Genomic DNA, 25276 nt, shown 5'->3' on the forward strand with positions numbered 1-25276 from the left:
GAGCCCTAGCCAGCCTGACGAGCCCGCCGGCTACTTGTACGTGGCGGTGACCTCCAGCAGCCCCTTGACGCGCCCCCCGGATGCCTGTTCGGCATAGCGGTAGTAGCTGACGCGTAACGGAACCCTGGGCGCCTCCCCCATCAGGCCAACCGCTCGCGAGCCAGACAGGTCCACGGGGTCGAAGTCGTGGGCTGAAAAAGCGTCGATTTCCAGCGCCAGCCCGATGCCCTTGGCGCCTTCACCTGAGGTGTCGGCGTTGCCGAGGATGCCTTGGCGGGCGTTGATGACGCTGGCGCCGCTCGAGCGTATGGACAAATCCGCCATGTTGACCTCATCGCAGTCGTTGAAGCTCAGGTAGGCGGTGGTGGTGCCGCCCCGAGATCCTGCTCCCGGCAGCTCGCTGAGGTCGATATCGGGCAGGATGATGTAGGGGGTCCACATCTTGCAGGTGCTCTCGATCACGGTGACGTAAGCGCCGCCAACTCCGACTACCGTACCGGTATAGTTGTCGCTGGCGCCGGTGCTGGTCGCCACGTGGGTATGAGGCCAGTAGGTAAACTGTTTGTAGTTGCCCGGTTCGGTGTCGCCATGGCGTACGATCGGTATCTCCTTCGTGACGCTGCCGGAGACACAGCCAGATGCATGGTTGGCGGTGCGCAGGGAAGCGACCAGGGTCTGGTGGTGATGGCCGCCCATGCTGGTGTCGGCCTTGTCGAAGTAGAAGCCCTGCACTGAGCTTTCGGCGTCACCGGTGGCGCTGTCGTAGGAACCCTGGGTATCGAGCAGGATATAGACGCGGCCGTCGCTGCCGGTCTGGCAGGCGTAGGTGGTGTGGAAGGAGGCTATCCCCGCGGTGTTGCCTTCCGGCGTGGTGCCGGACAAGGTCGAGGGGTAGGACATGCCGGTGCTATAGAGGCCGCAGGTACCGGGCGGGCGTACGGTGTCGCAGGTAGGGCGTGCCGCCAGGGCTGGCGCGATGCCCAGGGGCAGGGAGAGAGCGGGCCCCAGTCCTGAAACACGCCCCGAAAGCAGTCCCGAAGACAGCCCCGAAACAAGCCCCAGTCCCGAAACCAGGGCAAACGCCAGCCCGAGCTTGAGCACTCGTCGCAGGTGACGCCGGGTCGGCGGTGATGAAGCGAGGGGGCGATAGAGCGGGCGGGGCATGGCGGCAGGCACTCAGGGAACAGGTGCCTGCCGGTTTACCACGTGGCGCCGGCGGTCGCCGGGGTTTTTCTCGCTTTATTGATCCTGATGCTCACCGAGCAGGGCTGGCAGCTCGGTGACCCGAGACAGTCGGGTCACGCCGCGTGGCAAGGGAGCCGTCTCGGCCTCTGGCGGCGCGATCCAGATCGCCCGCAAGCCCAGGCGAATCGCCGGCAGCACGTCTTCCTCCCAGGAATCGCCCACGTGCAGGGTCTCGCAGGCCTTGACCTGAAGCCGTGCCAGCATCGCCAGAAAGGGCCGTGGATCGGGCTTGGGTGCGAACATCTCGCCGGCAGCGATACGCGCCTGGAAGTGGCGGGCCAGCGGCAGACGGTGGAAGGCCACGTTGCCGTTGGTGATGCTGCCGAGACGATAGCGGCCCTTCAGCCTTTCCAGCATGGCGTCGGTGTCGGGGAAGGGCGTGACGAGGATGCGCAGCGAGTGAAAACGCTGCATCGCCAGCGCCGCCCACCAGTGAGCCGCCGCCCGGTTCACGCCGCTTTCCTCCAGCAGCTGGATCAGGGTGCGCTCACGCAGCCAGCTGAAGTCGCCGCGCCGCGACCAGCTGCGCCTGGCCAGAGCCTGGCGTTCACTCAGGTAGTCCGAAAGCGCGATGGGGGGCGTCAACGGCTCCTCGCGGCCGCGTTGCCAGGCGCCGAGCTGTTCGGTCAGCCAGTCGACGTGGCCCTGCTCGGTGCGCTGCATGACGCCGCTGTTGTCCCACAGGGTGTCGTCCAGGTCGAAGGTGATGGCCTTGAGTCGGCTGAAGTCGTCCGCTGCCGCGTGGTCGATCAAGGGGTGTCTCCGGGATGGCTGTCGTCGCTCCGGCTGCGCCGCGCGCGGGGGTGGGCCTTGTCGTAGCTCTCCGCCAGGTGCTGCCAGTCCAGCCGGGTATAGACCTGGGTGGTGGACAGGTTGGCGTGGCCCAGCAGCTCCTGGACGGCGCGCAGGTCCTGGCTCGATTCCAGCAGGTGGCTGGCGAAGGAGTGGCGCAGGCGGTGGGGATGCAGGTGCTCCGGCAGGCTGCGCCGGCGGGCCTGGGTGACCAGGCGTGCCTGGATGGCACGATGGCCGAGCCGGTGGCCCTGTTGGCCGACGAAAAGCGCTGTTTCGCCGTCGGCGGCCAGCACTGAGCGCACGCTTAGCCACTGGTCGATGGCCTGGCGCGCACGCGAGCCCACCGGCACCTGGCGCGGCTTGTTGCCCTTGCCGAGGACCCGCACCCGGCCGCCATGAAGGTCGGGGAGATCCAGCGCCGCCAGTTCCGCCAGCCGTAGCCCGCTGGAATAGAGCAGCTCCAGCATCGCCTGGTCGCGTACCGACAGCGGCGAGCCGTCGTGGGGGGTGTCGAGAAAGCGCGCCAGCAGGTCCACGTCCACCGGCCGAGGTAGATCCTTCGGTGCCCGGGGGCCGCGGCTCAGGCCGACCGGGTTGTAGTCGAGTCGGCCAGCCGCCACCAGGTGTTCACACAGTCGCGACAGGGCGGCGCGGCGGCGCTTCAGGCTGCGCGGTGCCATGCCTCGGCTGCGTTCGGCGGCCAGAAAACGCCGGAGCGTGTGGGACGTCAGGGCCTGATCATCCGGCGGCCTGGCGTCGGTGTCATTGGCCTGGGCGTGCCACCAGTTCTCGAAGGTGGCCAGGTCACGCCGGTAGGCGTCGACGGTGGCAGCACTGGCGGTGCGACCCAGCTCATCGAGAAAGTCCGCTACCGCGCCGGCAAGCTGCCACTTGGCCGTCGTCTCAGCCGTCGTCTCAGCCGCCTTTTCAGCCATCATCACGCTCGCACAGCCGCACGCTCAGGCGCACCAGCACCTCGGCCAGGTACTCGGTAAACAGGGTGTCCATGCTGGCACGGAAGTGGTCGGGATCAGGACTTGCCAGCACCACAAAGCCCTGGGGCTCGCCCAGGGTCATGCGGGCGATGGCGCAGGAGCCCGACTTGGTCGGCGCCTTGGCGTGGGGCAGCAGGCGCTTCCAGTCGGTGGGAGCAAGACGGGTACAGCGGCTGGCGCGCCCATCGAGTAGCGCGGTCAGGCGCTGGCCGGTGTGGTCGTCGAGCACGTGACGCGGGGCCTGGGGCGGTCTGGGGTCGCGATCGGTCAGGCTGGCGGGGCACCACAGCGACACCGCCGGCGTCTGGAAGCGCTCGCTTAGCTGGGTGGCCAGGGCCTGGCCCAGGGCGTCGTTGTCCTGGGCTTCCAGCAGTGCCAGCACCAGCTCGCGGGTGCGCCGATACTGCGCCTCGTTGTGGCGGGCCGAGTCGAGCAGTTGCTCGAGCCGCAGTTCCGCGCCTTCGGCGCGCTTGCGCAGGTCATGGACCAGCCGTTCCAGCAGCGAGGTGGCGCCCTGGGTCTCCGGGTGGGGAATCGTGAGGCTCTGCAGCAGGCCTTCGCGACCGACGAAGAAGTCCGGGTGGCGTGCCAGCCATTCGGCGACGCGGTCCGGGTCGAGCGTCTTGCGAGGCTCTGGGGCGGCTTGAGGCATGCGCGTCTTCCTGTTGGAGTTCAATGTCTAGGCTGGATCGAGTTTCCGGGAACGCGAGGGACCGGTACCTTGCTGGCAGCTTAGCCCAGTCCCGTCGAGTCCTGTGCGCCTGGGGTCAACGCAGCGGAATTCGTCCATCGAACACCCGCTCGGCGGGGCCGGTCATGATCAAGGGGCGCTCGCCACCTTCCCAGCGGATCGTCAGGCTGCCGCCGGGCAGGTGGACGGTCACCGGGCTTTCGAGCAGGCCCTGGCGAATGCCGCAGGCCACCGCAGCGCAGGCGCCGGTACCACAGGCCAGGGTCTCGCCGCTGCCGCGCTCGAACACCCGCAGCCGAATCTCGTGGCTGGAGACCACCTGCATGAAGCCCACGTTGACCCGCTTGGGAAAGCGCGGGTGGTGTTCGACCAGCGGTCCCAGGCGCTCCACCGGCGCCTGGTCGACGCTGTCGACCTTGATCACCGCGTGGGGGTTGCCCATGGAGGCGGCGGCGATCTCGAGGGTCTCGCCGTCGACCTCGAGGGTGTGACGCAGGCGGTCCTCGTCGGCCTCGAAGGGCAGGCTCGGCGGGGCGAAGCGCGGGGCGCCCATGTCGACGCTGACCTGCTCGTCGTCATGCACGTCCAGCACCAGCGGGCCGCCGGCGGTCTCGACCTGGATCTGGCGCTTGTGGGTCAGCCGCTTGTCGCGTACGAAGCGGGCAAAGCAGCGCGCACCATTGCCGCAATTCTCGACCTCGCTGCCGTCGGCGTTGTAGATCCGGTAGCGAAAGTCCATGTCCGGGTCCCGCGGCGGTTCCACCACCAGTAGCTGATCGAAACCGATGCCGAAGCGCCGGTCGGCCAGACGGCGGATTTCCTCGGCCTCGATGCGGGCCCGCTGGGTGACCAGATCGACCACCATGAAGTCGTTGCCCAGGCCATGCATCTTGGTGAAGTGCAGAAGCATCAGCGCGGTGCTCCTGACGTCGATCCCGATGCCGATCCCGGTTGCGATTCGCCGGGCAGCGACTCACCGGCCCAGAGGTCCTCGAGGGTCTCGCGTCGGCGCACCACCTGATAGCTGTCGCCGTCCACCAGTACCTCCGCCGGACGCGGGCGGCTGTTGTAGTTGGAGGCCATCACGAAGCCGTAGGCGCCTGCCGAGCGCACCGCCAGCAGGTCGCCCGGCGCCACCGCCAGCTGACGCTCCTTGCCGAGGAAGTCGCCGGTCTCGCACACCGGGCCGACCACGTCGTAGACGTCGCTTGCGCGGTCCAGGCGAGTGTCGACTTCGATGATGGCCTGCCAGGCCTGGTACAGCGAGGGCCGAATCAGGTCATTCATGGCGGCGTCGACGATGGCGAAGTTCTTGGTTTCGCCGGGCTTCACGTAGGTCAGCCGGGTCAGCATGACGCCGGCGTTGGCGGCGATCGAGCGGCCCGGCTCGAACAGCAGCGTCAGGCGCTCGCCGCCGTCCCAGCGCGACAGGCGCTCGAGCAGCTTCGAGGCGTAGTCGAACGGGGCCGGCGGCGTCTCGTCCCTGTAGGGCACGCCGAGGCCGCCGCCCAGGTCGAGGTGCGAGACCTCGATGTTCTCCTCGCGCAGGCGGTCGAGCAGCACCAGCAGACGCTCCAGGGCGTCGAGGAAGGGAGCGATCTCGGTGAGCTGCGAGCCGATATGGCAGTCGAGCCCGGTGACCTTGAGGTGCGGCAGTTCGGCGGCCAGACGGTAGACCTCCAGCGCCTCATCCACCGGGATACCGAACTTGTTGTCCTTGAGCCCGGTGGAGATATACGGATGGGTGCCCGCGTCGACGTCGGGATTGACCCGCAATGACACCGGCGCCACCTTGCCCAGGCGGCCTGCCACTTCATTGAGCACTTCAAGCTCTGGACGCGACTCCACGTTGAAGCACTTGATGCCGACCTCGAGCGCGCGCGCCATCTCGTCGGGGCGCTTGGCGACGCCGGAGAACACCACCTTGGCCGGGTCACCCCCGGCGGCCAGCACCCGCTCGAGCTCGCCCCGGGAAACGATGTCGAAACCGGCACCCTGGCGCGCCAGTACGTTGAGCACCGCCAGGTTGCTGTTGGCCTTGACCGCGTAGCAGATCAGATGCGGGTGGCTACCCAGCGCCTCGCGGTAGGCCTGGAAGTGGCGCTCCAGGGTGGCACGTGAATAGACGTAGCAGGGGGTGCCCACCGCCTCGGCGATGCGGGCCAGAGGCACTTCTTCGGCGTGCAGCTCGCCGTCTCGGTAGTTGAAGTGATCCATGCTCAGCTCTCGTCCTCGGTCGCGCTCTGGTCGCTTTCCTGGCTGTCCTCTTCGCCCTGTTCGTCCTCGACGGTTTCGCGGGGGCCGTAGCGCTCCGCCGCTTCTTCGTCACCGGGCAGGTACAGGGGGCCTTTCTGGCCGCAGCCCGCCAGGGCCATCAGGGCCAGCAGCAGGGCCGGCAACAGGGCGGGTCGCAGCACCTTGACGAGGCGGTTCATTGGGCGCCTCCCTGGCCGGTCGCAAGGGTCTTGAGGGCCTCACGGGCGCGCTGGGCAGCGGCGCGCACCTGGTCGGGGGCGGTGCCACCGATATGGTTGCGGGCGGCCACCGAGCCTTCCAGGGTCAGCACCTCGAACACGTCCTCGCCGATGACGTCGGAGAACTGGCGCAGTTCGTCGAGGCTCATGTCCGACAGATCCTTGCCGCTCTCGATGCCGTAGGCCACGGACTGACCGACGATTTCATGGGCGTCACGGAAGGCCACGCCCTTGCGTACCAGATAGTCGGCAAGGTCGGTGGCGGTGGAGAAGCCCTTGCGAGCGGCCTCGCGCATGGAATCGCCCTTGGAGACGATGGCCGGGACCATGTCGGCGAAGGCGCGCAGGCACCCCTTGACGGTATCCAGGGTGTCGAGCAGCGGTTCCTTGTCTTCCTGGTTGTCCTTGTTGTAGGCCAGCGGCTGCGACTTCATCAGCGTCAGCAGGCCCATCAGGTGACCGTAGACGCGGCCGGTCTTGCCGCGTACCAGCTCGGGCACGTCCGGGTTCTTCTTCTGCGGCATGATCGAGGAGCCGGTGCAGAAGCGGTCGGGCAGGTCGATGAAGTCGAACTGGGCGCTGGTCCACAGCACCAGCTCCTCGCTCATCCGCGACAGGTGCATAAGCAGCAGGCTCGCGAAGGCGGTGAACTCGATCGCGAAGTCCCGATCGCTGACCGCGTCGAGGCTGTTCTCGGCGGGGCGTTCGAAGCCGAGCAGCTCGGCGGTCAGGTGACGATCGATGGGGTAGGTGGTGCCGGCCAGGGCGGCGGCGCCCAGCGGCAGCACGTTGACCCGCTTGCGGCAGTCCAGCAGGCGTTCATGGTCGCGGGCCAGCATCTCCTGCCAGGCCAGCAGGTGGTGGCCGAAGGTCACCGGTTGAGCGGTCTGCAGGTGGGTGAAGCCCGGCATGATGGTGTCGGCCTCGCCCTCGGCCAGCTCGATCAGCCCGGCACGCAGCCGCGCCAGCTCGCTGGCGACCAGGTCGATCTCCTCGCGCAGGTAGAGGCGAATATCGGTGGCCACCTGGTCGTTGCGCGAGCGCCCGGTGTGCAGCTTCTTGCCGGTGATGCCGATCTTCTGGGTCAGCCGTGCCTCGATGTTCATGTGCACGTCTTCCAGCGCCACCGACCACTCGAAACGCCCTTCGGCGATCTCCGTCTCGATCTCCTTGAGCCCGGTCAGGATGGCGTCACGTTCCTCTTCGCTCAGCACGCCAACCTGGGCGAGCATGGTGGCATGCGCGATGGAGCCCTGGATGTCATGGCGGGCCAGGCGCTGGTCGAAATCGACCGAGGCGGTGAAACGAGCGACGAAGGCGTCGGTGGGTTCGCTGAAGCGGCCGCCCCAGGACTGGTTGGTGGTCTGGCTCATTGAATGGACTTCCTGAATGACGATGCGATGGCGACGTGATCGGTGGCCGGCGCCGAGGGCGCTGACGGAGCCGGCAGCCGTTGTCGTTGGTATGCCCAAAGTGTACCAGAGTCGGCCCTTGAGGCGAGGGTGCAGCGGGCCGGCAAGGACGGTGCGGCATCAGCCCCTGAAACGAGGGTGGCAGCAGGCGCTTCTGGCAGGCGCGGCAACGGGTCCCGTCGCCGTCGATTTTACTGACGGAGACCGTGCTTTATGATGACGTCATTCATTTAACATGGCGGACGCGGCGATTTGGTCGCAAGCCCGACCAGGGAGAGCAACGTGCAACAGATGTCCAGGCTGCGTATCGCGACGCGCAAGAGCCAGTTGGCCCTATGGCAGGCCGAACATGTTCGCGATCGCCTGATGGCGATTCACCCCGGGCTCGAGGTCGAGCTGGTACCGATGTCGACCCGCGGTGACAAGATTCTCGACACGCCCTTGGCCAAGGTTGGCGGCAAGGGGCTGTTCGTCAAGGAACTCGAGGAGGCGATGCTCGACGGCCGCGCCGATATCGCGGTGCACTCCATGAAGGATGTGCCGATGCAGTTTCCCGAGAGCCTGGGGCTTTCGGTGATCCTGGAAGGCGCCGAGCCCACCGACGCCTTCGTCTCCAATGACTATGCTCGCTTCGAGGACCTGCCCGAGGGCGCCCGTCTGGGTACCTCCAGCCTGCGCCGCGGACTGCAGATGCGCGAGGCCCGTCCGGATCTCGAGGTCATCAGTCTGCGTGGCAATGTCCAGACACGCCTGGCCAAGCTCGACGCTGGCGAATTCGATGCCATCCTGCTGGCTACCTCCGGGCTCAAGCGGCTGGGGCTGGGTGAACGTATCGCCCAGGAGCTGCCGCCGGAGATCTGCCTGCCGGCCTGTGGTCAGGGCGCGCTTGGCATCGAATGCCGCATGCACGACACCGAGCTGGTGTCGCTGCTGGCACCGCTCGACGATATCGAGACGGCGACCAGAGTGCGTGCCGAACGGGCCATGAATACACGTCTGGAAGGCGGCTGCCAGGTGCCCATCGGTGGGCACGCCATCTATCAGGACGATGGCAGAACCCTGTGGTTGAGAGCCCTTGTCGGCACGCCCGACGGTTCCCGCGTGCTGCGTGCCGAAGGGCGTGGTTCGGTGGACGAACCCGAGGCGCTGGGGATCCGCGTCGCCGAGCAGCTGCTGGAGCAGGGCGCCGGGGATATCCTGGCCGAGGTCTACGGGCCGCGTTGATGGGCACTCCGGTACTGATCACCCGGCCCGGCGAACGCGCCCAAGCGCTGGCCGAGGCCATCGAAAGCAAGGGGTTCAGCACCGAGCGGCTCGAGGTGATGCGGCAGGAAACTGTGCCAGAGACGGCAGATGTGCGCTCGGCCTGGCTCGACATCGACCACTTTCATAAGGTGGTAGTCATCAGTCCCGCTGCCGCCGAGCGGTTGGTCGAGGCGCTGGATCGCTACTGGCCACAGCTGCCCCAGGGGCTTGAACTGCACGCCGTCGGGCAGGCCACGGCGATGGTCTTGCACCAGGCGCTGGGGCTAAAGGTGAGGGTGCCTGCCCCCGCCGCCGGAGAAGAGACCAGCGAGGCCTTGCTGGCGCTGGCCTCGCTGCAGCGCCTGGAGCACCAGCGAGTGCTGCTGGTGGCGGGCGAAGGTGGCCGCCCGCTGCTGGGCGACACCCTGGGGCAGAGGGGCGCGCGTGTCACGCGTCTCGAGGTGTATCGACGCCGCCTGATCACTCCCGACGCCGGGGCCAGAACATGGCTCGAACAAGGGGGCTATCAGGCGTTGGTGGTCAGTAGCGGAGAAATCCTTGAACATCTGGCAAGATGGTGTTCAGAGGCCGCCTTTCAACAACCGCTTGTCGTATCCAGCCAGCGGTTGGCTACACTGGCGAAAACGCTGGGATTTCGCATCCCGGTCGTGGCGTCTGGCGCGTCTCCTGCGGCGCTGGCGGCCGCGGTGGCAAGGACCTGCGACCCAGAGGATGGCGAATGAAGATCTCTAAAAGGGCTAGCGACAGATGAGCAACCAACAGCACGATCAGGACGAGCAGCAGACCCCGTCCGCTTCCGGCCAGCAGGGCACAGGAAGCGCGACCTCAGGCACGGACGCCTCGAAGGGCGGCGCGGGCAAGGGGGGCTCCCAGCGGCGGTCGCGGCGTCGCGACAAGAGTGGCAGCAGCTCGACCGGATCCACCTCGTCCAGTGCCAGCGCGGCATCCTCCACACCCGCTGCGGCGACGGGCGGCTCATCGCCTGCCGGCGCCACATCGTCGAGCGCAGGCACCGCCAAGGCCACGCCGAGTGACGCCGCTCCGGTTGCCGCGAAGGGCACCGCCGGGGACAGTGCCAGCAAGCCAAGTGCCAGCAAGCCCAGCGCTAGCAAGCCCGACAATAGCGGCAAGGCCAGTGCCGGCAAGCCCGGCGATGGCAAGCCCAGTGACACCAAGGCCAGTGACACCAAGGCCAGTGGCGCCAAAGCCAGTGACAACAAGCCCAGCCCAGCGGCAGGCAAGGGTGGTAACGGTGGGGCTTCTGCCGGCGGTGCCGCGACCTCGTCTTCCGGAGGCTCTGGTGGCGGCTCTGGTGGCGGCAAGGCCGGCGTCGTGGCCCTGGTGCTGGTGCTGATCCTGATCGCCGGTGTGGCCTTTGTCGGCTGGAAGGGCTGGCAGCTGCAGCAGGCCATGTCCGCGCGCATCGACCAGCTCAAGCAGAACAGCCCCAGCGTGGCCGAGGTCCAGGAGCTGTCGTCCCAGCTGGAAAGCGGCCTTGCCGAGCGTCGCGAGACCATGGGCCAGGCGGTGGACGGCATCAAGAGCGACTTCGACGCTTACAAGTCCGACGTCAACCAGACCCTCGATCGGGTACTGGCCGAGCTGTCCAAGGAACAGAACGCCGACGAGCGTGACTGGCTGCACGCCGAGGCCGCCTACCTGCTGCGTCTGGCCAATCAGCGCCTGCAGCTCGAGCGTGACGTCGAAGGTGCTGCGGCGCTGCTGCGCACCGCCGACGCTCGCCTGGAAGAGGCCAACAATCCGGCACTGGTCCCGGTACGCCGCGCCATCGCCGAGGAGCTTGCCGCCCTGCAGACGGTGCCCAAGGTTGACCGGACTGGCCTCTACCTGGCCCTGAACGCCCAGCAGGAGCAGATCGCCGGCCTGCCGCTGGCCCAGGACATCGAGCAGTTCACCGCCGATACCACCATCGAGGAGGCTCCTTCCGGTGCCTGGCAGGAGCAGCTGGCACGGGTCGGTGAAGAGCTCAAGGAGCTGGTGACGGTACGCCACCACGACCAGGCGCTGGAAGCCCTGATCACCCCGGAGCAGGAGTCCTATCTGCGTCAGAGCCTGCGCCTGGTGCTGGAGCAGTCCCAGCTGGCCCTGCTCAAGGAAGAGACCGGCCTGTACGAGGCCAGCCTCGACAAGGCCATCACCCTGCTCGAAGGCTACTACGACGTCGACGACGAGTCGGTGCAGTCGGTGATCGCTCGTCTGGGCGAGCTCAAGGGCAAGTCCATCCGCCCGGAGCTTCCTGATATCAGCGCTTCCCAGCAGGCGCTGGCCCGGTTCATCGAGCAGCGCTTCGAAGCGGGCGCTTCCGGCCAGGGAGATAACGCATGAGAAAGCTGATCCTGCTCATTGTCGTTGGCCTCGCGCTCGGGGCGCTGTTCGGTCAGCTGATGATGTCGGTGCCCGGCTACTGGCTGGTGCGGGTGGGCGACACCTCCTTCCAGACTTCGTTCTGGTTTGGCCTGGTGATCCTGCTGGCCCTGTTCATGGTGCTGCACTTTGCCCTGCGCGTGCTGTTCCGTCTGAGCCGTCCGGTCAGCCGCTTCAAGGTGTGGAACTCGCGGGCACGCAATCGCACCGCGATGAAGCGCACCGTGCGCGGCCTGGTGGCATTGGCCGAAGGCCGCTGGAAGCGCGCCGAGAAGGCCCTGGTCAAGGCCGCCGATGACTCCAGCACCCCGCTGGTCAACTACCTGTCTGCCGCCCTGGCGGCCCACTACCAGGGCCGCTATGACCAGGCCGACACCCTGCTCAAGCGGGCCCACATCTCCACCGACGGTGCCGATCCGGCGGTGGGCATGATGCAGGCCCAGCTGATGCTGGACCGCCAGCAGTACGAGGAAGCACTGGCGATCCTGACCCGTCTGGACCGTCATCTGCCGCGCCATCCCCAGGTGCTCAAGCAGCTCAAGGCCGCTTATATCAGCGTCAGCGACTGGGACGGCCTGCGTCGCCTGCTGCCGCGTCTGGCCGACCAGCAGCTGATCGCCCGGGAAGAGCGTGAACAGCTCGAGCTGCAGGCCTACCGCGAGCTGATCCTGCAGGAGACGCGCAATCCCGAGGATATTGAGCGGGTGCGCAACCTGTGGTCCGACATGCCCGAGTACCTGCGCACCAACATCGACCTGCTGGTGCTCTACGTCGAGACGCTGGTGCGCTGCGACGAACAGGTGATCGCCGAGAAACTGCTGCGCCACTCGCTCAAGACCAACTGGGACAGCCGTCTGGTGCTGCGCTATGGCCTGCTTGGGGTGGACGCTTCACGTCAGCTGGTGACCGCCGAGAAGTGGCTGCAGGAGCGTCCCAACGATCCCGACCTGCTGTTGACCCTGGGTCGCCTGGCGCTGCGCAACGCCTACTGGGGCAAGGCCCAGGAGTACTTCGAGGCGAGCCAGCGTCAACGTCCCAGCGGAGTGGTCTGTGCCGAGCTGGCGCGGCTCTACGCCAACCTGGGCGAGCACAACAAGAGCCAGCTCTACTATCGCCAGAGCGTCGAGCTGCTCGACAAGTCGCTGCCCTCGTTGCCGCAGCCGAGCGACGCTCAGCAGGCCTGAGCCAGGCGTTCGATCTACTAAGCAGTACCCACAAACGCCACGGGCGGGGCTTCGGCCCCGCCCGTGGCGTTTGTGGTCCTGGAGGATGGGGCTCGTGCGCAGCGCCAGCCAAGGGGACTGCGGTGTGGCGTCACCATGCTGAAGGCGAGTACAGGCCCGGCGTGCAGCTGCCGCCACGCCTGTGTTGTCAGAGTTGTGGCGTCAGGGCGTGGCGGCAGAGCGTGGCGTCAGGGCTCGGCACCCTGGCGATTCGATCAATAAAAAAGGGCGGCCCGTAGGCCGCCCCAGAAGCGTTGCAGGTAAGGTCTGTCAGTTGCCGTCGGGGTCGTAGTCGCCCCTGAACTTGGCGTTGGTCTCGGCATCCTCGCGGGTCTCGTGCTCGCGGGGCGAGTCGATACTGCCGTCCTCGCCGGGCAGCGGTGCGGTATCCCTGGCTTCGCCGGTGGCCACCACATCCTTCTCGACCAGGCGCAGGTTGGCGGCTGGCGCCTGGCCCTGCTTGTCTTCGCCAAAGAAGATCGTGGTGTGCGGGAAGGGGATCTCGATGCCCGCCTCGTCCAGGTGCAGCTTGACCAGACGGTTGTAGGCACGGCCCACCGCCCACTGGTTGCCGGGGGTGGTCTTGATGCGTACCCGGATGTTGACCGAGCTGTCGGCCAGGGCGATGACACCGGCCACCTCGAGGGGTTCGAGGATCTCGGACTTGAGGTCCTCGTCGGAGGACAGTTCGTCGAAGGCGTTGCGCAGGGCGACGATCGCCTCGTCCACGTTCTCGCGGTAGGCGACGCCGTATTCGCCCACATGGTAGCCGAAGCCACGCATGTAGTTGGAGACCACATCGACGCTGGAGAACGGCACTAGATGGTAGGTGCCGTGCAGGTCACGGATACCCACCGAGCGGATGCTGAGCTTCTCGGCGGTGCCGGTGATGCCGCCCAGGGTCACCACGTCGCCGGTATTCATGGCGTTTTCCACCTGGATGAAGATACCGGTGATGATGTCCTGCACCAGTTTCTGGGCGCCGAAACCGATGGCCAGACCGAGCACACCGGCACCGGCGATCAGCGGTCCGATGTTGATGCCGATTTCCGACAGCACGATCATCGCCGTCATGGTGACGATGGCGATGGCCAGAGCATTGCGGAACAGCGACAGCAGCGTCTGGGCCCGGGCCGAGGGCATGCCGCGGCCGGTGGTCGGATTCAGCTTGTGTTCGATCAGGCTGGCAAGGCCGATCCAGACCGCCGCGGCGACGATCAGGATGATGGCCACGTTGATCACCTGGCTGACCAGCACGCGACCCGCTTCGGAGGCGTACCAGGTGGCCATGTCGAACACGCCCCAGGCGTTGAGCAGGGCCATGGCGGCGACGATCAGGATCAGCACGTTGAAGGCGCGCAGCATCGTCGGGACATAGGAGTTGAGGCGTGCCTCGAGCAACGGCAGCTTCTTGCGCAGCTCACCGGACAGGGTGATGCGACGACCGATGGCCTGGGCCAGCAGGCGCGACACCAGCATGGCAGCCAGCACGATACCGAGGGTCTTGAGGGTCGCGATCAGCACGAACGGCAGGGCGTCCTCGGGGCGTGTCAGGGTCAGCACCAGCACCACGGTGAAGTAGGTGATCGCCAGCAGATGCCAGATGCGGCCGAGCAGGCGCAGCGCGACACGGGAGGCCGACAGGCTGGACCTGACAGCGGCATCGAACAGCCCATCGCGCAGGCGGCTGCGATTGATCAGCACCACGGTGATGGCGTACAGGTAGGCGCCGATCATGATCAGGGCGCCGATGCCCTCACCGACACGGTAAGACAGGTAGGTGTTGATCAACGGGACCACCACCATCAGGCCGTAGCCGGTAAGGCCAATCAGCCGGGCGATCCAGCGATTCCAGTAGGACGCGCTGGGAGCGGTGATGGGCAGCAGTCGCAGGCCCTCGTAGCGCGAGGCGAACAGCATGCGCACGGCCGCTTTCAACAGCTCGATGACCAGGAAGGCATTGAGGAACAGCGACGCCCGGGTCGACAGGCTACCCGTTTCACCGATGGCGAAAGTGGCGGCCAGGTTGCCGCCGACGTAGGCAAGACCCACCACGGCGGCGTCCACGATCACCGCCAGCACCACGCACAGCACCAGGCGGATGGTGGGGTTGAGGTTCTGACCGTTCTGCGAATATTGGCTCAACCGCGTGAACAGTGGCCTGACCAGCCGCCTGATGATCACGAACAGCACAAAGGTCGCCAGGATCACCAGGCCGAGGTTGATCGCCGCCTGGGTGAACAGGTCGAAGTTGAGTTCGCCTTCGGTCAGGGCGCCGTCGATCATGCCACCGAAGATGGCGGCGAGATTCTCGAACTGATTGCCGAACTCGCTGACCACGCGGCTGGTCATGTCTGCCAGTTGCTTGGGCAGGGTGGCCTCGGCGGCGCTGTCGACGGCCTGTTCACCGGCGGCCTGGGCCTGCTCGGGGGCGTTTTCCGCCATCTGTCGCAGTTGCTCGATCAGCTGGCTGCGGGCCTGTTCGTTTTCCAGCAGGTCGGCCAGGGTCGAGTAGGCCGGACCGTCACTGGAGGAACCGCCAGAGCCGCTGGCGTCACCGCCCTGCTGGGCGATGGCAGGTCCCGCGAGCAGCACGAGCGCGAGCATCAGCACGCTGAAGAGTCGAGAGCAGAGTCGTGATCGCATCACGCAAACCTTCTCCTTTGATGGGTGGGCCCGTCGGGGCAGAGGGGCGTCCTTGGACGAATCTGTCGCAGGCTAACATGCCCGTTTGCCGCTTGTACGCAATCAAGGATGTACAAAAGTTGTACGGATTGCCAATTCTGTGCCATATTGATCGTGAACGCATCCCATGCGCTTCATCCCTGCTAGGCAAGCACAACTTCGCCGCCCCCTCGGGCGGCGTTTTTTTTAGATTTTCAGCACCTTCAGCATCTTTGATCTCCCGCCTTCCGAGGCTCGGCATTGTTTGTGCCTTGTCGCTTTACGGGCCATCTGCGATCAGCCCGTTTCGCCACGCCGAGGGCGAGGTCCAGCGGTATTGCCACCGGTCACGACATCGACCAGGTATTTGCATACCATGGCGGTTTTGGCCGAGGCGATTCGTGATGGAGTGGTGGACGCTGGCAGCGGTAGCGCTGGGGGGCGCCGCAGGAGGCATGGGGCGACTGTTCGTCAGTCGTCGGGCAGCGGCCGCCTGGGGAGTGCGCTTCCCCTGGGGGACCCTGATCGTCAATCTGCTGGGAGCCTTAGTGATCGGCCTGCTGGCCAGTCGCCTGGTGGCAGGCTCGACCGCGGCACTCATGCTGCTGAGCGGGGTGATGGGCGGCTTCACCACGGTGTCCTCCTTCAGTCTGCAGACTCTGGACCTGATGCGCGAAGGTCGTCATGCAGCCGCCGCGCTCAACGTCTCTTTGACCCTGCTGGCGGGCCTGGCCGCCGTGGTGGCGGGACTTGCCCTCGGGGGTGGCCTGTGAGGTGTCGGCAGAGGGGAGAAGCATGAGTCAGGCAACAAGCGTCTGGCGGCTCTATCTGGCGGTGGGCCTTGGCAGCGCCCTGGGATCGGTGTGTCGCCTCTTGACCGGCGTCGCGGTCTCGGGCCTGGTGGCGTCGTCCTTTCCCTGGGCGACCCTGCTGGTCAACGTGCTGGGATCCTGGTTGATTGCCCGCTTTGCTACCCATGCGGCCCTGAGCGACAGCCCTCGGCTGGCGAGGCTTCATCCGCTTGTCGTGGCGGGCTTCTGTGGAGGTTTCACCACCTTTTCGCTGTTCAGCCTCGAAGCGGCCCGCCTGGCCACCGGCGGCAGCCCCTGGCTGGCGCTGGCCTATGTGGTGCTGAGCGTGCCGCTATGGCTGGCGGCGGCCTGGGCCGGTGACGTCAGCGCACGGCGGGCCCTGGTCAGAGGCTCGTCCGAGTAGCCCAGACGCTCGTCAGAGTAGCCCCAGCGGTCGTTCAAGTAGCCCAGGAGTTCGTCTCGGCAAGCCAGGCGCTCGTGCCAGGCGCTCACGCCAGGCGCAATCCCGCTATTCCAGCCCCCGCGAGCCAGAACAGCGCGAGCCAGACCAAAGCGGGCCACCCTGGAGCGCAGACTCCGGGGTGGCCCGTTGGCGATTCTCGATCATTCCTTGTCCGTTGATGGTCGCCACCATGGCGGGCGGCGTGCCGAGCACTCGGTGCTCGGCACCTTCCGCCTCCGCCCTGCTTACTTGGCCTTGGCGTCCTTGCCGGCGGGCTTGGCGGTCTTCTTCGCTGCCTTTTCGGCGGCCTTTTCCACGCTCTTGCCGGGCGCCTGGAAGTGCTCCCGCACCAGGCCCAGCAGTCCCTGGGTCGAGGCGTCGAAGTCCTGGCTGCGCTCGTCGATCTTCTCGCTGATCTCGCCGGCGATGCGCTTGCCCAGCTGGACACCCCACTGGTCGAAGGAGTTGATGTTCCAGATCACCCCCTGGACGAACACCTTGTGCTCGTAGAGCGCGATCAGCGCGCCCAGGTTGCGCGGTGTCAGTTCGTCGAGCAGCAGCACGCTGGAGGGGCGGTTGCCGGGGCAGCTGTAGGGGTCCAGGTCGCCGCCCTTGCTGCTGCCTTCCATGAAGGCGTTGGCCTGGGCCAGCATGTTGGTGAGCAGGGCGAAGTGGTGGTCCTCGACGCCGGGCTCGGGCTTCAGCGAGGCGATGAAGTCGATGGGCACGTAGCGGGTGCCCTGGTGCAACAGCTGGAAGAATGCGTGCTGGCCGTTGGAGCCGGTCTGCCCCCACACGATGGGGCCGGTCTTGTAGTCCACCGGGCGACCGAAGATATCGACCGACTTGCCATTGGACTCCATGTCGAGCTGCTGCAGGAAGGCCGGCAGCTGATGCAGGGCCTGGTCGTAGGGCACGATGGCCTGGGTCTCGGCACCGACGAAGTTGATGTACCAGATACCGATCAGCGCCATCAGCACCGGCATGTTCTCGCCGAGCGGGGCGTTCTGGAAGTGCTGGTCCATCTCGTAGGCGCCTTCGAGCATCTCGATGAAGCCTTCATAGCCAATCGCCAGGGCGATGGGCAGGCCGATGGAGGACCACATCGAATAGCGACCGCCGACCCAGGCCCAGAATTCGAACACGTTCTCCTCGCGGATGCCGAACTCCATGGCGGCCTTGCGGTTGGTCGAGGCGGCGATGAAGTGAGCGCCGATGTCGGCGTCATCGCCGGCGTTCTCGACGAACCAGCGCCGTGCGGTGCGGGCGTTGAGCAGCGTCTCCTGGGTGGAAAACGTCTTGGTCGAGACGATGAACAGGGTGGTGGCCGGATCGAGGCGGCTCAGCACCTTCTGGATATGCGCGCCGTCCACGTTGGAGACGAAGTGGAAGTTCAGGTCCGCCTGGCGGTACTTGAGCAGGGCGCGGCTGGCCATGTTGGGGCCCAGGTCGGAGCCACCGATGCCGATGTTGACCACGTCGCGAATACGCTCGCCGCTGTAGCCCTTCCAGTTGCCACTGCGGACCTCTTCGGAGAAGCGCTTGATCTGCTCGCGGGTGGCGTGGATCTCCGGCATCACGTCCTTGCCATCGGCGATGACCGGGCTGTCACCCAGATTGCGCAGCGCCGTGTGCAGTACCGGCCGGTCCTCGGTGACGTTGATGATGTCGCCGGAGAACATCTGGGCTCGACGCTGGACCAGCGCCGAGTGTTCGGCCAGCTCGACCAGCTTCTCCAGCACCGCGTCGGAGATCTGGTGTTTGGAGTAGTCCAGAAAAAGCCCGCCCACGCGCAGGCTCATCTTGTCGAACCGCTTCGGATCCTTGGCAAAGTAGTCGCGAATCCGGTCGTCGGCGGTCTCGTCGCGAAGCTTCAACAGCGACTGCCAGGTCACGCTTCGGGTCAGCTGGAACACGGGAGAATCCTCGATATTGGTCAGTTGTTATCGCTGCGAGAGGAAATCCAGGCGTTGGCATCCGGGATCTGCATCTCGTAGTCCTGGCCGAGCCAGGGCGAGCTCATCATGAAGTCGGCGCTGGAGGGGTTGCAGGCCACCGGCACATTCCACAGGGCGGCCAGGCGCAGCAGCGCCTTGACGTCCGGGTCGTGGGGCTGGGGGGCGAAGGGGTCCCAGAAGAAGATCAGCAGATCGAGTCGTTGCTCGGTGATGCGAGCACCGATCTGCTGGTCGCCTCCCAGTGGACCGCTCATCAGGCCTTCCACCTCCAGCCCCAGGGTGCGGCTGAGCCGCGCGGCGGTGGTGCCGGTGCCGAGCAGCTGGTGAGCGATCAGGGTGTCCTTCCAGCGGGAGGCCCACTCCATCAGTTCCTGCTTCTTGCCGTCGTGGGCGACCAGGGCGATGCGCTTGCGAGCCGGCAGAATGCGGCTGACTTCCTTGGCGGGTTGGGGCATGGGGCCTCCGGGATAAAAGGCGTGGTGAATGGTGTCACCGGGATGAGGGATACCTTAGAGCGTTGAAGGTAATATTACTACGGCCTGACGATGCGACTAAGGTCTAGCGCTGGCCTTCATAGAGAAGGCGTGGGCAGTAAGTTGTCGAAATTTCGTGCTTATTAGAGTGTCCTTCATCAATGTTTTTGGAGAAATGTTGTAAGTTTAACAAAATAGTGCTTGAGTCCCGGCGCTGTCTGTACCACATTGGTGCCCACTGACGACGTCCTTGCGGGGGATTTGCATCTTTAGTGAATCCGCCTACCGTCGACTCACCAGCTTTCACGCAAGAACGCTTTCGCCGCTCAGGGGGATATTCGCTATGACGCTCAAGGTTGCCATCAACGGTTTCGGACGTATCGGTCGCAACGTGCTGCGCGCACTGTACGAGAACGGTTACCGGGACCGGATTGAGGTCGTTGCCATCAACGATCTCGGTGATCCTTCGCTCAACGCCCACCTGCTGCGCCATGACACCGCTCACGGTCACTTTCCCTTCAAGGTAGAACATGACGAGGAGAGTCTGAGCGTCGATGGCGACCGTATCGCTATTCTGTCCGAGCGTGACCCGGCCAGCCTGCCCTGGGCGAAGCTCGGCGTGGACATCGTGATGGAGTGCACGGGCCTGTTCACCACGCGCGCCGACGCCGGCAAGCACGTCGAAGCCGGTGCCGCCAAGGTGCTGGTCTCCGCGCCGAGCCCCGACGGCGACGCCACCATCGTGTTCGGCGTCAACGACGGCGTGCTCAAGGCCAGCGATACCATCGTCTCCAACGGCTCCTGCACCACCAACTGCCTGGCGCCGGTGGCCAAGGCGCTCAACGACGCCGTCGGTATCGAGAATGGCCTGATGACCACGGTCCATGCCTACACCAACGACCAGAACCTGTCTGACGTGTACCACAAGGACCCGTACCGCGCGCGTAGCGCCACCCACTCCATGATCCCGACCAAGACCGGCGCTGCCGCTGCCGTGGGCAAGGTGCTGCCGGAGCTCAACGGCAAGCTGGATGGCCTGGCCGTGCGCGTGCCGGTGATCAACGTCTCGCTGGTGGATCTGGTGTTCAACGCCTCGCGCGACACCACCAAGGAAGAGATCAACGAGATCGTGGCCAAGGCGGCGGAGAATTCTCCGGTGCTCAACGTCAACGCCCAGCCGCTGGTGTCCATCGACTTCAATCACGATCCGGCCTCCTCGACCTTCGACGCCAACCACACCCGCGTCAACGGTCGCCTGGTCAAGGTCATGGCCTGGTACGACAACGAGTGGGGCTTCTCCAACCGTATGCTGGATACCGCCCTGGCCATGCAGGCCGCCAAGTAAGCCAATAGCCCCCGCCCGCTGCCATCGGCGGGCCTGGTGTGGCACTCTGATGGTCGGGGCGATTCGCCGCCCTCATCATTGGTACAGACGCCGAAGCAGTCACTGCTTCGGCGTCTTTGCGCGCAAGGAATGCCATGCTGCCCGAATACTCCTGGCTCGCCTGGGGCCTGATCATCCTCTCCACCTACCTGACCGGCATCTCCAAGGGCGGCTTCGCCGGGGGCTTCGGTACCCTGTCGGTGCCGCTGATGGCGCTTGCGATAGATCCTATCGCGGCCGCTGGCCTGTTATTGCCCTTGCTGCTGGTGATGGATGTTCTGGCGGTCAAGGCCTGGTGGGGGCACCAGGATATGGCTGAGGTGAAGCGATTGATCCCCGGCATGGCGATCGGCGTGGTGGTGGCTACCCTGGTGGCGGGCAGCCTCGACGAGGACCACGTCAGGCTGCTGCTGGGGGTGATCTCGCTGTTGTTTGTCGCCTACATGATCGTGAAGCCGGCGGCCTCTAGGCCGATCGCCTCTTTCTGGGCGTGGCCCGCGGGTATCGCCACCGGTATCACCAGCTTTATCGCCCACGCCGGCGCCCCACCGATGAACCTCTACCTGGTGCCCAGGCGCCTGCCCAAGACCACCTTCATCGCCACCACCACATTGGTGTTCGCCGCGGTCAATACCATGAAGCTGCCGCCTTACCTGTGGCTTGGCGAGATCAACCTGACCAGTATCTGGGCGTCGCTGGCGCTGGTGCCGGTGGCCTGGTTCGGCATCAGGTCTGGCCTGTGGCTGCAGCACCGGGTCAACGAGCGGTTGTTCTACCGGCTGGTGATACTGGCCATGGCGGTGGTCGGGGTGCAGTTGATCATCAAGGCGCTCGCCTAGGGCTCGCCTGAAAAGTGCCTGCGCTCGGTAATACGGCGTTAAAAATCGGCTGGTGCGCCAGCCCGGTCAAAATACTCATTTACACCCTGTAAACTGCGCTTTCTCACCGATTTTTGCCTTGTCTAACCTTCGCTCGTCGACTTTTCGGGCAGAGCCGAGCGACGGGCTGTAGCGGGCTCACGCCGACATGAAGTCGTTCCAGCGCCGCACCAGGTAGTTGTGCTCGTCCATCACCGTGTTCCACACCGCGATGCGGCTCATGCGCGTCATGTAGTCGCCGCCGTCGCGTACCTCACCCTTGTGAATCATGCCGCAGGGGCCTGACGGTCCGGCGAGTTCCTCCGCCGCGGGCTTGCCGGCGTACCAGTAGTCCCATTCCGCCGCAGACAGGTGAGGGCGGGTCAATTCAGGGGTCGAGATGTAGTAGCCCTGTCGTGCCATGACGGCGCCGGGCCAGCCCGAGATCCACCAGTTGAGATACTCATAGGCGGCGTCCAGGCTGCGGCCTTCGATGCTGCGTGACAGCGACATGCCGCCGTACCAGGCCCGATAGCCTTCCCTGGGTGCCGCCATGCGCACCTTGAGCTGGCGCTGCTTGAGGTCGGTCATCGCCGGTGACCACAGGCTCTCGATGCCGACGCGACCGCGCAGCATGTCCGAAGAGGCCTGGTCCTGGTTGCTCCAGAAGGTGCGGAAGTGCTGAGCCCGCTTGAGCTCGATCAGGCAATCGATCAGGCAGTCGATCTCAGCGACGCTCAGGTTGCCCAGGTCCTCGAACTGCACCAGGCCCGCGGCCTTGGCGGCCAGGGCCGCGTCGATGGCGCCGATGGCGCTGTCGTTCTGCAGGCTGACCATGCCGCGCCAGCGCGGGTCCAAAAGCCAGCCCCAGCTTTCCTGCTCGCTGTCGAGGCCGTGGGGCAGCATGTCCAGGCGGTAGCCGAAGCTGTCCACGTTGTGGCTGACCGGCAGCATGGTGATGCGCTCGCTGGGACGGGCGCCGCAGCTGCCGTCGGCCTGGATATAGAGCCGGTCGACCGGATTACCACCGGCACCGAGCGGCGCGTGGGGCGTCAGTCGGCCGGTCTTCGGCAGGTCGTTGATCGCATCCCAGTGGTGGATGCGCGAAAGCTCGATGGGCTGGATGGCCCCGGCCGGCCACACGAAATCGACGTTGTGAAACCACTGGTCGTAGATGTCGAAGCTGTCCGGTGCCAGCACTCCCGCACGCTGTGCCGCCACCCCGTCCATGACGGTGAATTCCAGGCGCAGGCCCAGGTCCTCGCGAGCGCGCTGGCGAATGCTCTCCAGCAGTGTCACCGAGGTGCCCAGCACCCGCAGGGTGACCGGACTGCGCTGGACAAAGGGAGCGCTGGGCTTGGCGATGTCAGGCATGCAGGATCCTTGGGCTGGGATGGTCGCTGACCTTGTCCATGAAGGTCGCAAGCGATTGTGTCACGCGCTCGGCGTCGATGTCCCGAGTGATGAAGATCAGCTCCGAGCGGCGGTCGTCCGAAGGCCAGGCCTCCACGTGCTCCGGCGGGTGGATGGTGTGCTGGACGCCGTGGAGTACCACCGGTCGATCGTCGCCCTGGACGTGGAGCACGCCCTTGACCCTGAGGATATCGCTGCCATGGCGGTTGAGCAGCATCGACAGCCAGATGCCGAGGCAGGTCCAGTCGACCTCGCCCTCGAGGCCGAGACGGAAGGAGCGAATATCGCCGAGATGGTCCGGATCATGCTGAGGTGGTTTGCGCCAGGGGCCGAGCCAGGACTTCACCTGGCCGGGGGTGAAACGCTGCAGGTGCGGTCCGCTGGCGAACAGCTCATCACTGGGCTGGCGTAGCGCCTCGGCGCCCAGCCGCTGGGCCGCCGGGTTGATCGTATCCAGCATGGCCTCGAGCCCTGCCAGGGTGTCTTCCTCGACCAGGTCAGCCTTGCTGATCACCAGCTTGTCGGCCACCGCCACCTGGGCCTCCCAGACGGGGTGCTGGGCGCGACTGTCGACGGCGTTGAGTGCGTCGACCAGGGTCAGGTTGGTGCCGGGGCGCAGGTGGTGGCGCAGTACCGGGTCGGCGGTGATGGTCGAGGCGATCGGGCCCGGATCGGCGAGTCCGGTGGTTTCCAGCACGATCCGCTTGAACGCCGGGATCTCGCCGTCCTGGCGTCGGGACAGCAGGCTTCTGAGCGCCTCTGACAGTTCGCCGCGGATGGTGCAGCAGACGCAGCCGCTGGACAGCAGCACCGCATCCTCGGCGATCTCGCCGAGCAGGCGGTCGTCGAGACCGACGTCGCCGAACTCGTTGATCAGTACCGCACTGTCGCCGAAGGCTTCGCTGGCCAGCACCGACTTGAGCAGGGTGGTCTTGCCGGCGCCCAGAAAGCCCGAGATCACGTGCACCGGCACCAGGGGTGTCGTCTCGTTCATGGTGGTGTCCTCGTCGTGGCGGTCTGGCGTCATTGCAGCGAGGCCAGGAAGGCGGGATCGAGCGGGTCGAGTTCATGACCGCCCATGCGTTCTGCCTGCAGCCATACGCCGCCCAGATCCTGCACGATCTCGCGCTTGCCGGTGGCGGTGGCGAGCACGAAGCTCGCCGCCTGGAAGTCCTCGATGGTGATCCGGCGGGGGCTCAGCACGCGATTGATCAGGGTGACCCGGTAGGCGCGGGCGCGCCTGCGCGCGAAGTGGGCCTGCTCGGGGTCCTCGATGTTGGTGCTCCAGTGGCTTTCGCCGCCGAGTGCACCGCACAGTCCGCACATGCCAACCTCCGATGGCGCCGTCGGCGCCGAATGAATGTGATTTATGCCGTCAGCGCCGAGCTGGCGCCAAGGGCCACCCGCAGCAGCGCTTCGTCCTCGCCGCAGGGGCCGCTCAGCTGCAGGCTGGTGTGCTGGCGGTCGTCGTCGCGCCCGCTGGGCAGCGCCACCGCCGGCGAGTCGAGCAGGCTTGCCACCATGCTCAGGCGCAGCGTCGCCAGATTGACCTCGGAGAAGTGCTCGGGGTCGGCTTCCAGCGGCGCGAGCAAGGGCGCCACATGCGCCACCGTGGGCGTCAGCAGGGTCGCGCCGGCAAGCTCCTCGCGCAGCCGCGTCTTGAGCGCCTGGCGCAGGCGGTACAGGCTGACCACGCTGTCCGGGGGCATCTGGCGGGCGGCCTCCAGGCGCTTGCGTACCCTGGGGTCCATGGCCTCGGCATCGGGGCCTTCCAGCAGGGCGCGGTACTCGGTGTAGGCCTCCGCCGCGCCCAGCCAGCCGTGGCGGGTGATGGCTTCCAGGGTGTCGGCGACGCTCGCCACGCGGCGACGGACGATGTGGAAGCCGGCGTCCTTAAGGCGGCTGGCGCAGGCCTCCAGATTGTCGCCCACGGCGCGGGATACCCTCGGGTCGTCGAGGCAGCCTGCATCGAGCACGATCACCGACTGTTCGGGCACGGCGGCGGCACGAACCAGCGGCGCGCTGCCGCGCATCGTGTCGTCGATGGCCAGGCAGTCCTCGAGGGTGCTGGCGATGACGCCGATGGTGTCCAGGCTGTCGGCCAGCGGTGTCACTCCCAGGCGCGAGTGGCGGGCTTGGGAGGGGCGATAGGACACCAGCCCATTGAAGGCCGCGGGGACGCGCAGCGAGCCGGCGGTGTCGGTGCCGATGGCGGCCGGCACGATGCCTTGGGCGACCGCCACCGCGGAGCCGGAGCTGGACCCGCCGGGGGCCCTGGGCTCGTTCTCGTTTCTGCTTTCGTGCTCGTGCTCGCTCGAGGTGGGGGGAGGGGTATGGTGCGGCGTACCGTAGTGGGGGTTGAGGCCAAGCCCCGAGTAGGCGATCTCGGTGAGGTTGGTCTTGCCGATGCAGACCATGCCCGCGCCGGCTGTGTGGCGTACCGCCTCGGCGTCGCGCTCGGCCGGCGTCTTGCCCAGCACCTTGCCGCCGGCGGTGGTGGCGGTGCCGGCGATGTCGAACAGATCCTTCCAGGCCAGCGGCACGCCATCCAGCGGCCCGCGCAGGGTGCCCGAGCGCTGACGCTGGGCACAGGCCTCGGCCTCGACCAGGGCGCGTTGTTCGGTCAGCGAGATAAAGACGGCGTCACTGTCGGTGGCCCGGGTCAGGCATTGGCGGGTCAACGCGACAGGATCGAGTTCGCCGCGTCGGATTGCCTCGCCGATGGCCAGGGCGGTGAAGGGTTGTGCAGGCATGCACGTCTCCTGTAGCGGGTGGTGGGCGCCGCCG

At 66.3% G+C, this 25276-nt stretch carries 22 protein-coding genes and 1 pseudogene; 8 read left to right on the forward strand and 15 right to left on the reverse strand.

Features of this window, described 5'->3' with window-relative positions; translation table 11 throughout:
* Positions 1 to 30: 30 nt before the first annotated feature.
* From EBB56_RS18770 to argH, 8 genes and pseudogenes are all read right to left on the reverse strand, one after another.
* Positions 31 to 1164: a fimbrial protein gene (locus EBB56_RS18770; protein WP_124805048.1), complete on the reverse strand. Its 1134-nt coding sequence runs from the start codon at positions 1162 to 1164 to the stop codon at positions 31 to 33.
* Positions 1165 to 1239: 75 nt separating this feature from the next.
* Complete coding sequence (locus EBB56_RS18775; protein WP_239452584.1) at positions 1240 to 1998, reverse strand: HAD family hydrolase; 759 nt, start codon at positions 1996 to 1998, stop codon at positions 1240 to 1242.
* Positions 1995 to 2975 (reverse strand): tyrosine recombinase XerC, encoded by a 981-nt coding sequence (locus EBB56_RS18780; protein WP_124805102.1) that lies wholly within the window; start codon positions 2973 to 2975, stop codon positions 1995 to 1997. Before EBB56_RS18780 ends, EBB56_RS18775 begins: the two co-directional genes overlap by 4 nt.
* On the reverse strand, positions 2968 to 3687 hold the full coding sequence (locus EBB56_RS18785) for a DUF484 family protein (protein ID WP_124805049.1): 720 nt from the start codon (positions 3685 to 3687) through the stop codon (positions 2968 to 2970). The genes EBB56_RS18780 and EBB56_RS18785 overlap by 8 nt, the downstream gene beginning before the upstream one ends.
* Positions 3688 to 3802: 115 nt before the next feature.
* A complete protein-coding gene (gene dapF / locus EBB56_RS18790) occupies positions 3803 to 4636 on the reverse strand; it encodes a diaminopimelate epimerase (protein ID WP_124805050.1) in 834 nt (277 codons plus the stop codon).
* The gene (gene lysA, locus EBB56_RS18795) at positions 4636 to 5943 is read right to left on the reverse strand and encodes a diaminopimelate decarboxylase (protein ID WP_124805051.1); all 1308 of its coding nucleotides are present in this window, start codon (positions 5941 to 5943) and stop codon (positions 4636 to 4638) included. Before lysA ends, dapF begins: the two co-directional genes overlap by 1 nt.
* An 83-nt stretch (positions 5944 to 6026) precedes the next feature.
* A pseudogene (lptM, locus tag EBB56_RS22440) lies at positions 6027 to 6161 on the reverse strand (LPS translocon maturation chaperone LptM); the annotation flags it as partial.
* Positions 6158 to 7573, reverse strand: a complete 1416-nt coding sequence (gene argH / locus EBB56_RS18805) for an argininosuccinate lyase (RefSeq protein ID WP_045993945.1) — start codon at positions 7571 to 7573, stop codon at positions 6158 to 6160. The gene argH and the pseudogene lptM, both read right to left, overlap by 4 nt.
* A 330-nt stretch (positions 7574 to 7903) precedes the next feature.
* Here argH and hemC point away from each other — a divergent pair, with 330 nt between their 5' ends.
* From hemC to EBB56_RS18825, 4 genes are read left to right on the forward strand one after another with little or no spacing between them, the layout of a single operon-like run.
* Positions 7904 to 8836 (forward strand): hydroxymethylbilane synthase, encoded by a 933-nt coding sequence (gene hemC, locus EBB56_RS18810; RefSeq protein ID WP_045993946.1) that lies wholly within the window; start codon positions 7904 to 7906, stop codon positions 8834 to 8836.
* On the forward strand, positions 8836 to 9600 hold the full coding sequence (locus EBB56_RS18815) for a uroporphyrinogen-III synthase (protein ID WP_124805052.1): 765 nt from the start codon (positions 8836 to 8838) through the stop codon (positions 9598 to 9600). The genes hemC and EBB56_RS18815 overlap by 1 nt, the downstream gene beginning before the upstream one ends.
* 25 nt (positions 9601 to 9625) lie before the next feature.
* The gene (locus EBB56_RS18820) at positions 9626 to 11224 is read left to right on the forward strand and encodes a uroporphyrinogen-III C-methyltransferase (RefSeq protein ID WP_124805053.1); all 1599 of its coding nucleotides are present in this window, start codon (positions 9626 to 9628) and stop codon (positions 11222 to 11224) included.
* The gene (locus EBB56_RS18825; protein WP_045993949.1) at positions 11221 to 12447 is read left to right on the forward strand and encodes a heme biosynthesis HemY N-terminal domain-containing protein; all 1227 of its coding nucleotides are present in this window, start codon (positions 11221 to 11223) and stop codon (positions 12445 to 12447) included. Before EBB56_RS18820 ends, EBB56_RS18825 begins: the two co-directional genes overlap by 4 nt.
* Before the next feature lie 309 nt (positions 12448 to 12756).
* On the opposite strand, the gene ybiO is transcribed toward EBB56_RS18825, so the two are convergent.
* On the reverse strand, positions 12757 to 15132 hold the full coding sequence (gene ybiO / locus EBB56_RS18830) for a mechanosensitive channel protein (protein ID WP_045993124.1): 2376 nt from the start codon (positions 15130 to 15132) through the stop codon (positions 12757 to 12759).
* Positions 15133 to 15554: 422 nt separating this feature from the next.
* Between ybiO and EBB56_RS18835 the strand changes: the two genes are divergently transcribed.
* The gene (locus EBB56_RS18835) at positions 15555 to 15923 is read left to right on the forward strand and encodes a CrcB family protein (protein WP_124805054.1); all 369 of its coding nucleotides are present in this window, start codon (positions 15555 to 15557) and stop codon (positions 15921 to 15923) included.
* 22 nt (positions 15924 to 15945) lie between these two features.
* Positions 15946 to 16365: a CrcB family protein gene (locus tag EBB56_RS18840; RefSeq protein WP_108449498.1), complete on the forward strand. Its 420-nt coding sequence runs from the start codon at positions 15946 to 15948 to the stop codon at positions 16363 to 16365.
* A gap of 284 nt (positions 16366 to 16649) precedes the next feature.
* Here the strand turns inward: EBB56_RS18840 and pgi are convergent, their stop codons facing one another.
* Together pgi and EBB56_RS18850 are read right to left on the reverse strand one after the other, a co-directional pair.
* Positions 16650 to 18320: a glucose-6-phosphate isomerase gene (gene pgi / locus EBB56_RS18845; protein WP_045993127.1), complete on the reverse strand. Its 1671-nt coding sequence runs from the start codon at positions 18318 to 18320 to the stop codon at positions 16650 to 16652.
* Positions 18321 to 18340: 20 nt separating this feature from the next.
* A complete protein-coding gene (locus EBB56_RS18850) occupies positions 18341 to 18817 on the reverse strand; it encodes a methylglyoxal synthase (RefSeq protein WP_108131858.1) in 477 nt (158 codons plus the stop codon).
* 361 nt (positions 18818 to 19178) lie between these two features.
* On the opposite strand from EBB56_RS18850, the gene gap reads away from it, so the two are divergent.
* Together gap and EBB56_RS18860 are read left to right on the forward strand one after the other, a co-directional pair.
* Positions 19179 to 20180 (forward strand): type I glyceraldehyde-3-phosphate dehydrogenase, encoded by a 1002-nt coding sequence (gap, locus tag EBB56_RS18855; protein WP_045993129.1) that lies wholly within the window; start codon positions 19179 to 19181, stop codon positions 20178 to 20180.
* Positions 20181 to 20314: 134 nt separating this feature from the next.
* The gene (locus tag EBB56_RS18860) at positions 20315 to 21058 is read left to right on the forward strand and encodes a sulfite exporter TauE/SafE family protein (protein WP_045993130.1); all 744 of its coding nucleotides are present in this window, start codon (positions 20315 to 20317) and stop codon (positions 21056 to 21058) included.
* A 177-nt stretch (positions 21059 to 21235) separates the two neighbouring features.
* Here the strand turns inward: EBB56_RS18860 and EBB56_RS18865 are convergent, their stop codons facing one another.
* From EBB56_RS18865 to EBB56_RS18880, 4 genes are read right to left on the reverse strand one after another with little or no spacing between them, the layout of a single operon-like run.
* Positions 21236 to 22450 (reverse strand): PotD/PotF family extracellular solute-binding protein, encoded by a 1215-nt coding sequence (locus EBB56_RS18865; protein ID WP_124805055.1) that lies wholly within the window; start codon positions 22448 to 22450, stop codon positions 21236 to 21238.
* Positions 22443 to 23483 carry a GTP-binding protein gene (locus tag EBB56_RS18870; protein WP_124805056.1) on the reverse strand — a complete coding sequence of 347 codons (1041 nt, stop codon included), beginning with the start codon at positions 23481 to 23483 and terminating at the stop codon, positions 22443 to 22445. The genes EBB56_RS18865 and EBB56_RS18870 overlap by 8 nt, the downstream gene beginning before the upstream one ends.
* A 29-nt stretch (positions 23484 to 23512) precedes the next feature.
* The gene (locus EBB56_RS18875; RefSeq protein WP_045993133.1) at positions 23513 to 23815 is read right to left on the reverse strand and encodes a hypothetical protein; all 303 of its coding nucleotides are present in this window, start codon (positions 23813 to 23815) and stop codon (positions 23513 to 23515) included.
* Positions 23816 to 23856: 41 nt separating this feature from the next.
* Positions 23857 to 25242: an amidase family protein gene (locus tag EBB56_RS18880; protein ID WP_124805057.1), complete on the reverse strand. Its 1386-nt coding sequence runs from the start codon at positions 25240 to 25242 to the stop codon at positions 23857 to 23859.
* Between the last annotated feature and the right edge of the window lie 34 nt (positions 25243 to 25276).

It is taken from the genome of Halomonas sp. YLB-10 (assembly GCF_003856855.1).
Lineage (GTDB): Bacteria > Pseudomonadota > Gammaproteobacteria > Pseudomonadales > Halomonadaceae > Halomonas > Halomonas litopenaei.

What these genes read in the sequence shown, in the direction of transcription:
- EBB56_RS18770 (WP_124805048.1), bottom strand. Translation starts at nt 1,164, where the DNA reads ATGCCCCGCCCGCTCTATCGCCCCCTCGCTTCATCACCGCCGACCCGG.
- EBB56_RS18780 (WP_124805102.1), bottom strand. Translation starts at nt 2,975, where the DNA reads ATGGCTGAAAAGGCGGCTGAGACGACGGCTGAGACGACGGCCAAGTGG.
- EBB56_RS18785 (WP_124805049.1), bottom strand. Translation starts at nt 3,687, where the DNA reads ATGCCTCAAGCCGCCCCAGAGCCTCGCAAGACGCTCGACCCGGACCGC.
- dapF (WP_124805050.1), bottom strand. Translation starts at nt 4,636, where the DNA reads ATGCTTCTGCACTTCACCAAGATGCATGGCCTGGGCAACGACTTCATG.
- lysA (WP_124805051.1), bottom strand. Translation starts at nt 5,943, where the DNA reads ATGGATCACTTCAACTACCGAGACGGCGAGCTGCACGCCGAAGAAGTG.
- argH (WP_045993945.1), bottom strand. Translation starts at nt 7,573, where the DNA reads ATGAGCCAGACCACCAACCAGTCCTGGGGCGGCCGCTTCAGCGAACCC.
- hemC (WP_045993946.1), top strand. Translation starts at nt 7,904, where the DNA reads ATGTCCAGGCTGCGTATCGCGACGCGCAAGAGCCAGTTGGCCCTATGG.
- EBB56_RS18815 (WP_124805052.1), top strand. Translation starts at nt 8,836, where the DNA reads ATGGGCACTCCGGTACTGATCACCCGGCCCGGCGAACGCGCCCAAGCG.
- EBB56_RS18820 (WP_124805053.1), top strand. Translation starts at nt 9,626, where the DNA reads ATGAGCAACCAACAGCACGATCAGGACGAGCAGCAGACCCCGTCCGCT.
- EBB56_RS18825 (WP_045993949.1), top strand. Translation starts at nt 11,221, where the DNA reads ATGAGAAAGCTGATCCTGCTCATTGTCGTTGGCCTCGCGCTCGGGGCG.
- ybiO (WP_045993124.1), bottom strand. Translation starts at nt 15,132, where the DNA reads ATGCGATCACGACTCTGCTCTCGACTCTTCAGCGTGCTGATGCTCGCG.
- EBB56_RS18835 (WP_124805054.1), top strand. Translation starts at nt 15,555, where the DNA reads ATGGAGTGGTGGACGCTGGCAGCGGTAGCGCTGGGGGGCGCCGCAGGA.
- EBB56_RS18840 (WP_108449498.1), top strand. Translation starts at nt 15,946, where the DNA reads ATGAGTCAGGCAACAAGCGTCTGGCGGCTCTATCTGGCGGTGGGCCTT.
- EBB56_RS18850 (WP_108131858.1), bottom strand. Translation starts at nt 18,817, where the DNA reads ATGCCCCAACCCGCCAAGGAAGTCAGCCGCATTCTGCCGGCTCGCAAG.
- gap (WP_045993129.1), top strand. Translation starts at nt 19,179, where the DNA reads ATGACGCTCAAGGTTGCCATCAACGGTTTCGGACGTATCGGTCGCAAC.
- EBB56_RS18860 (WP_045993130.1), top strand. Translation starts at nt 20,315, where the DNA reads ATGCTGCCCGAATACTCCTGGCTCGCCTGGGGCCTGATCATCCTCTCC.
- EBB56_RS18865 (WP_124805055.1), bottom strand. Translation starts at nt 22,450, where the DNA reads ATGCCTGACATCGCCAAGCCCAGCGCTCCCTTTGTCCAGCGCAGTCCG.
- EBB56_RS18870 (WP_124805056.1), bottom strand. Translation starts at nt 23,483, where the DNA reads ATGAACGAGACGACACCCCTGGTGCCGGTGCACGTGATCTCGGGCTTT.
- EBB56_RS18875 (WP_045993133.1), bottom strand. Translation starts at nt 23,815, where the DNA reads ATGTGCGGACTGTGCGGTGCACTCGGCGGCGAAAGCCACTGGAGCACC.
- EBB56_RS18880 (WP_124805057.1), bottom strand. Translation starts at nt 25,242, where the DNA reads ATGCCTGCACAACCCTTCACCGCCCTGGCCATCGGCGAGGCAATCCGA.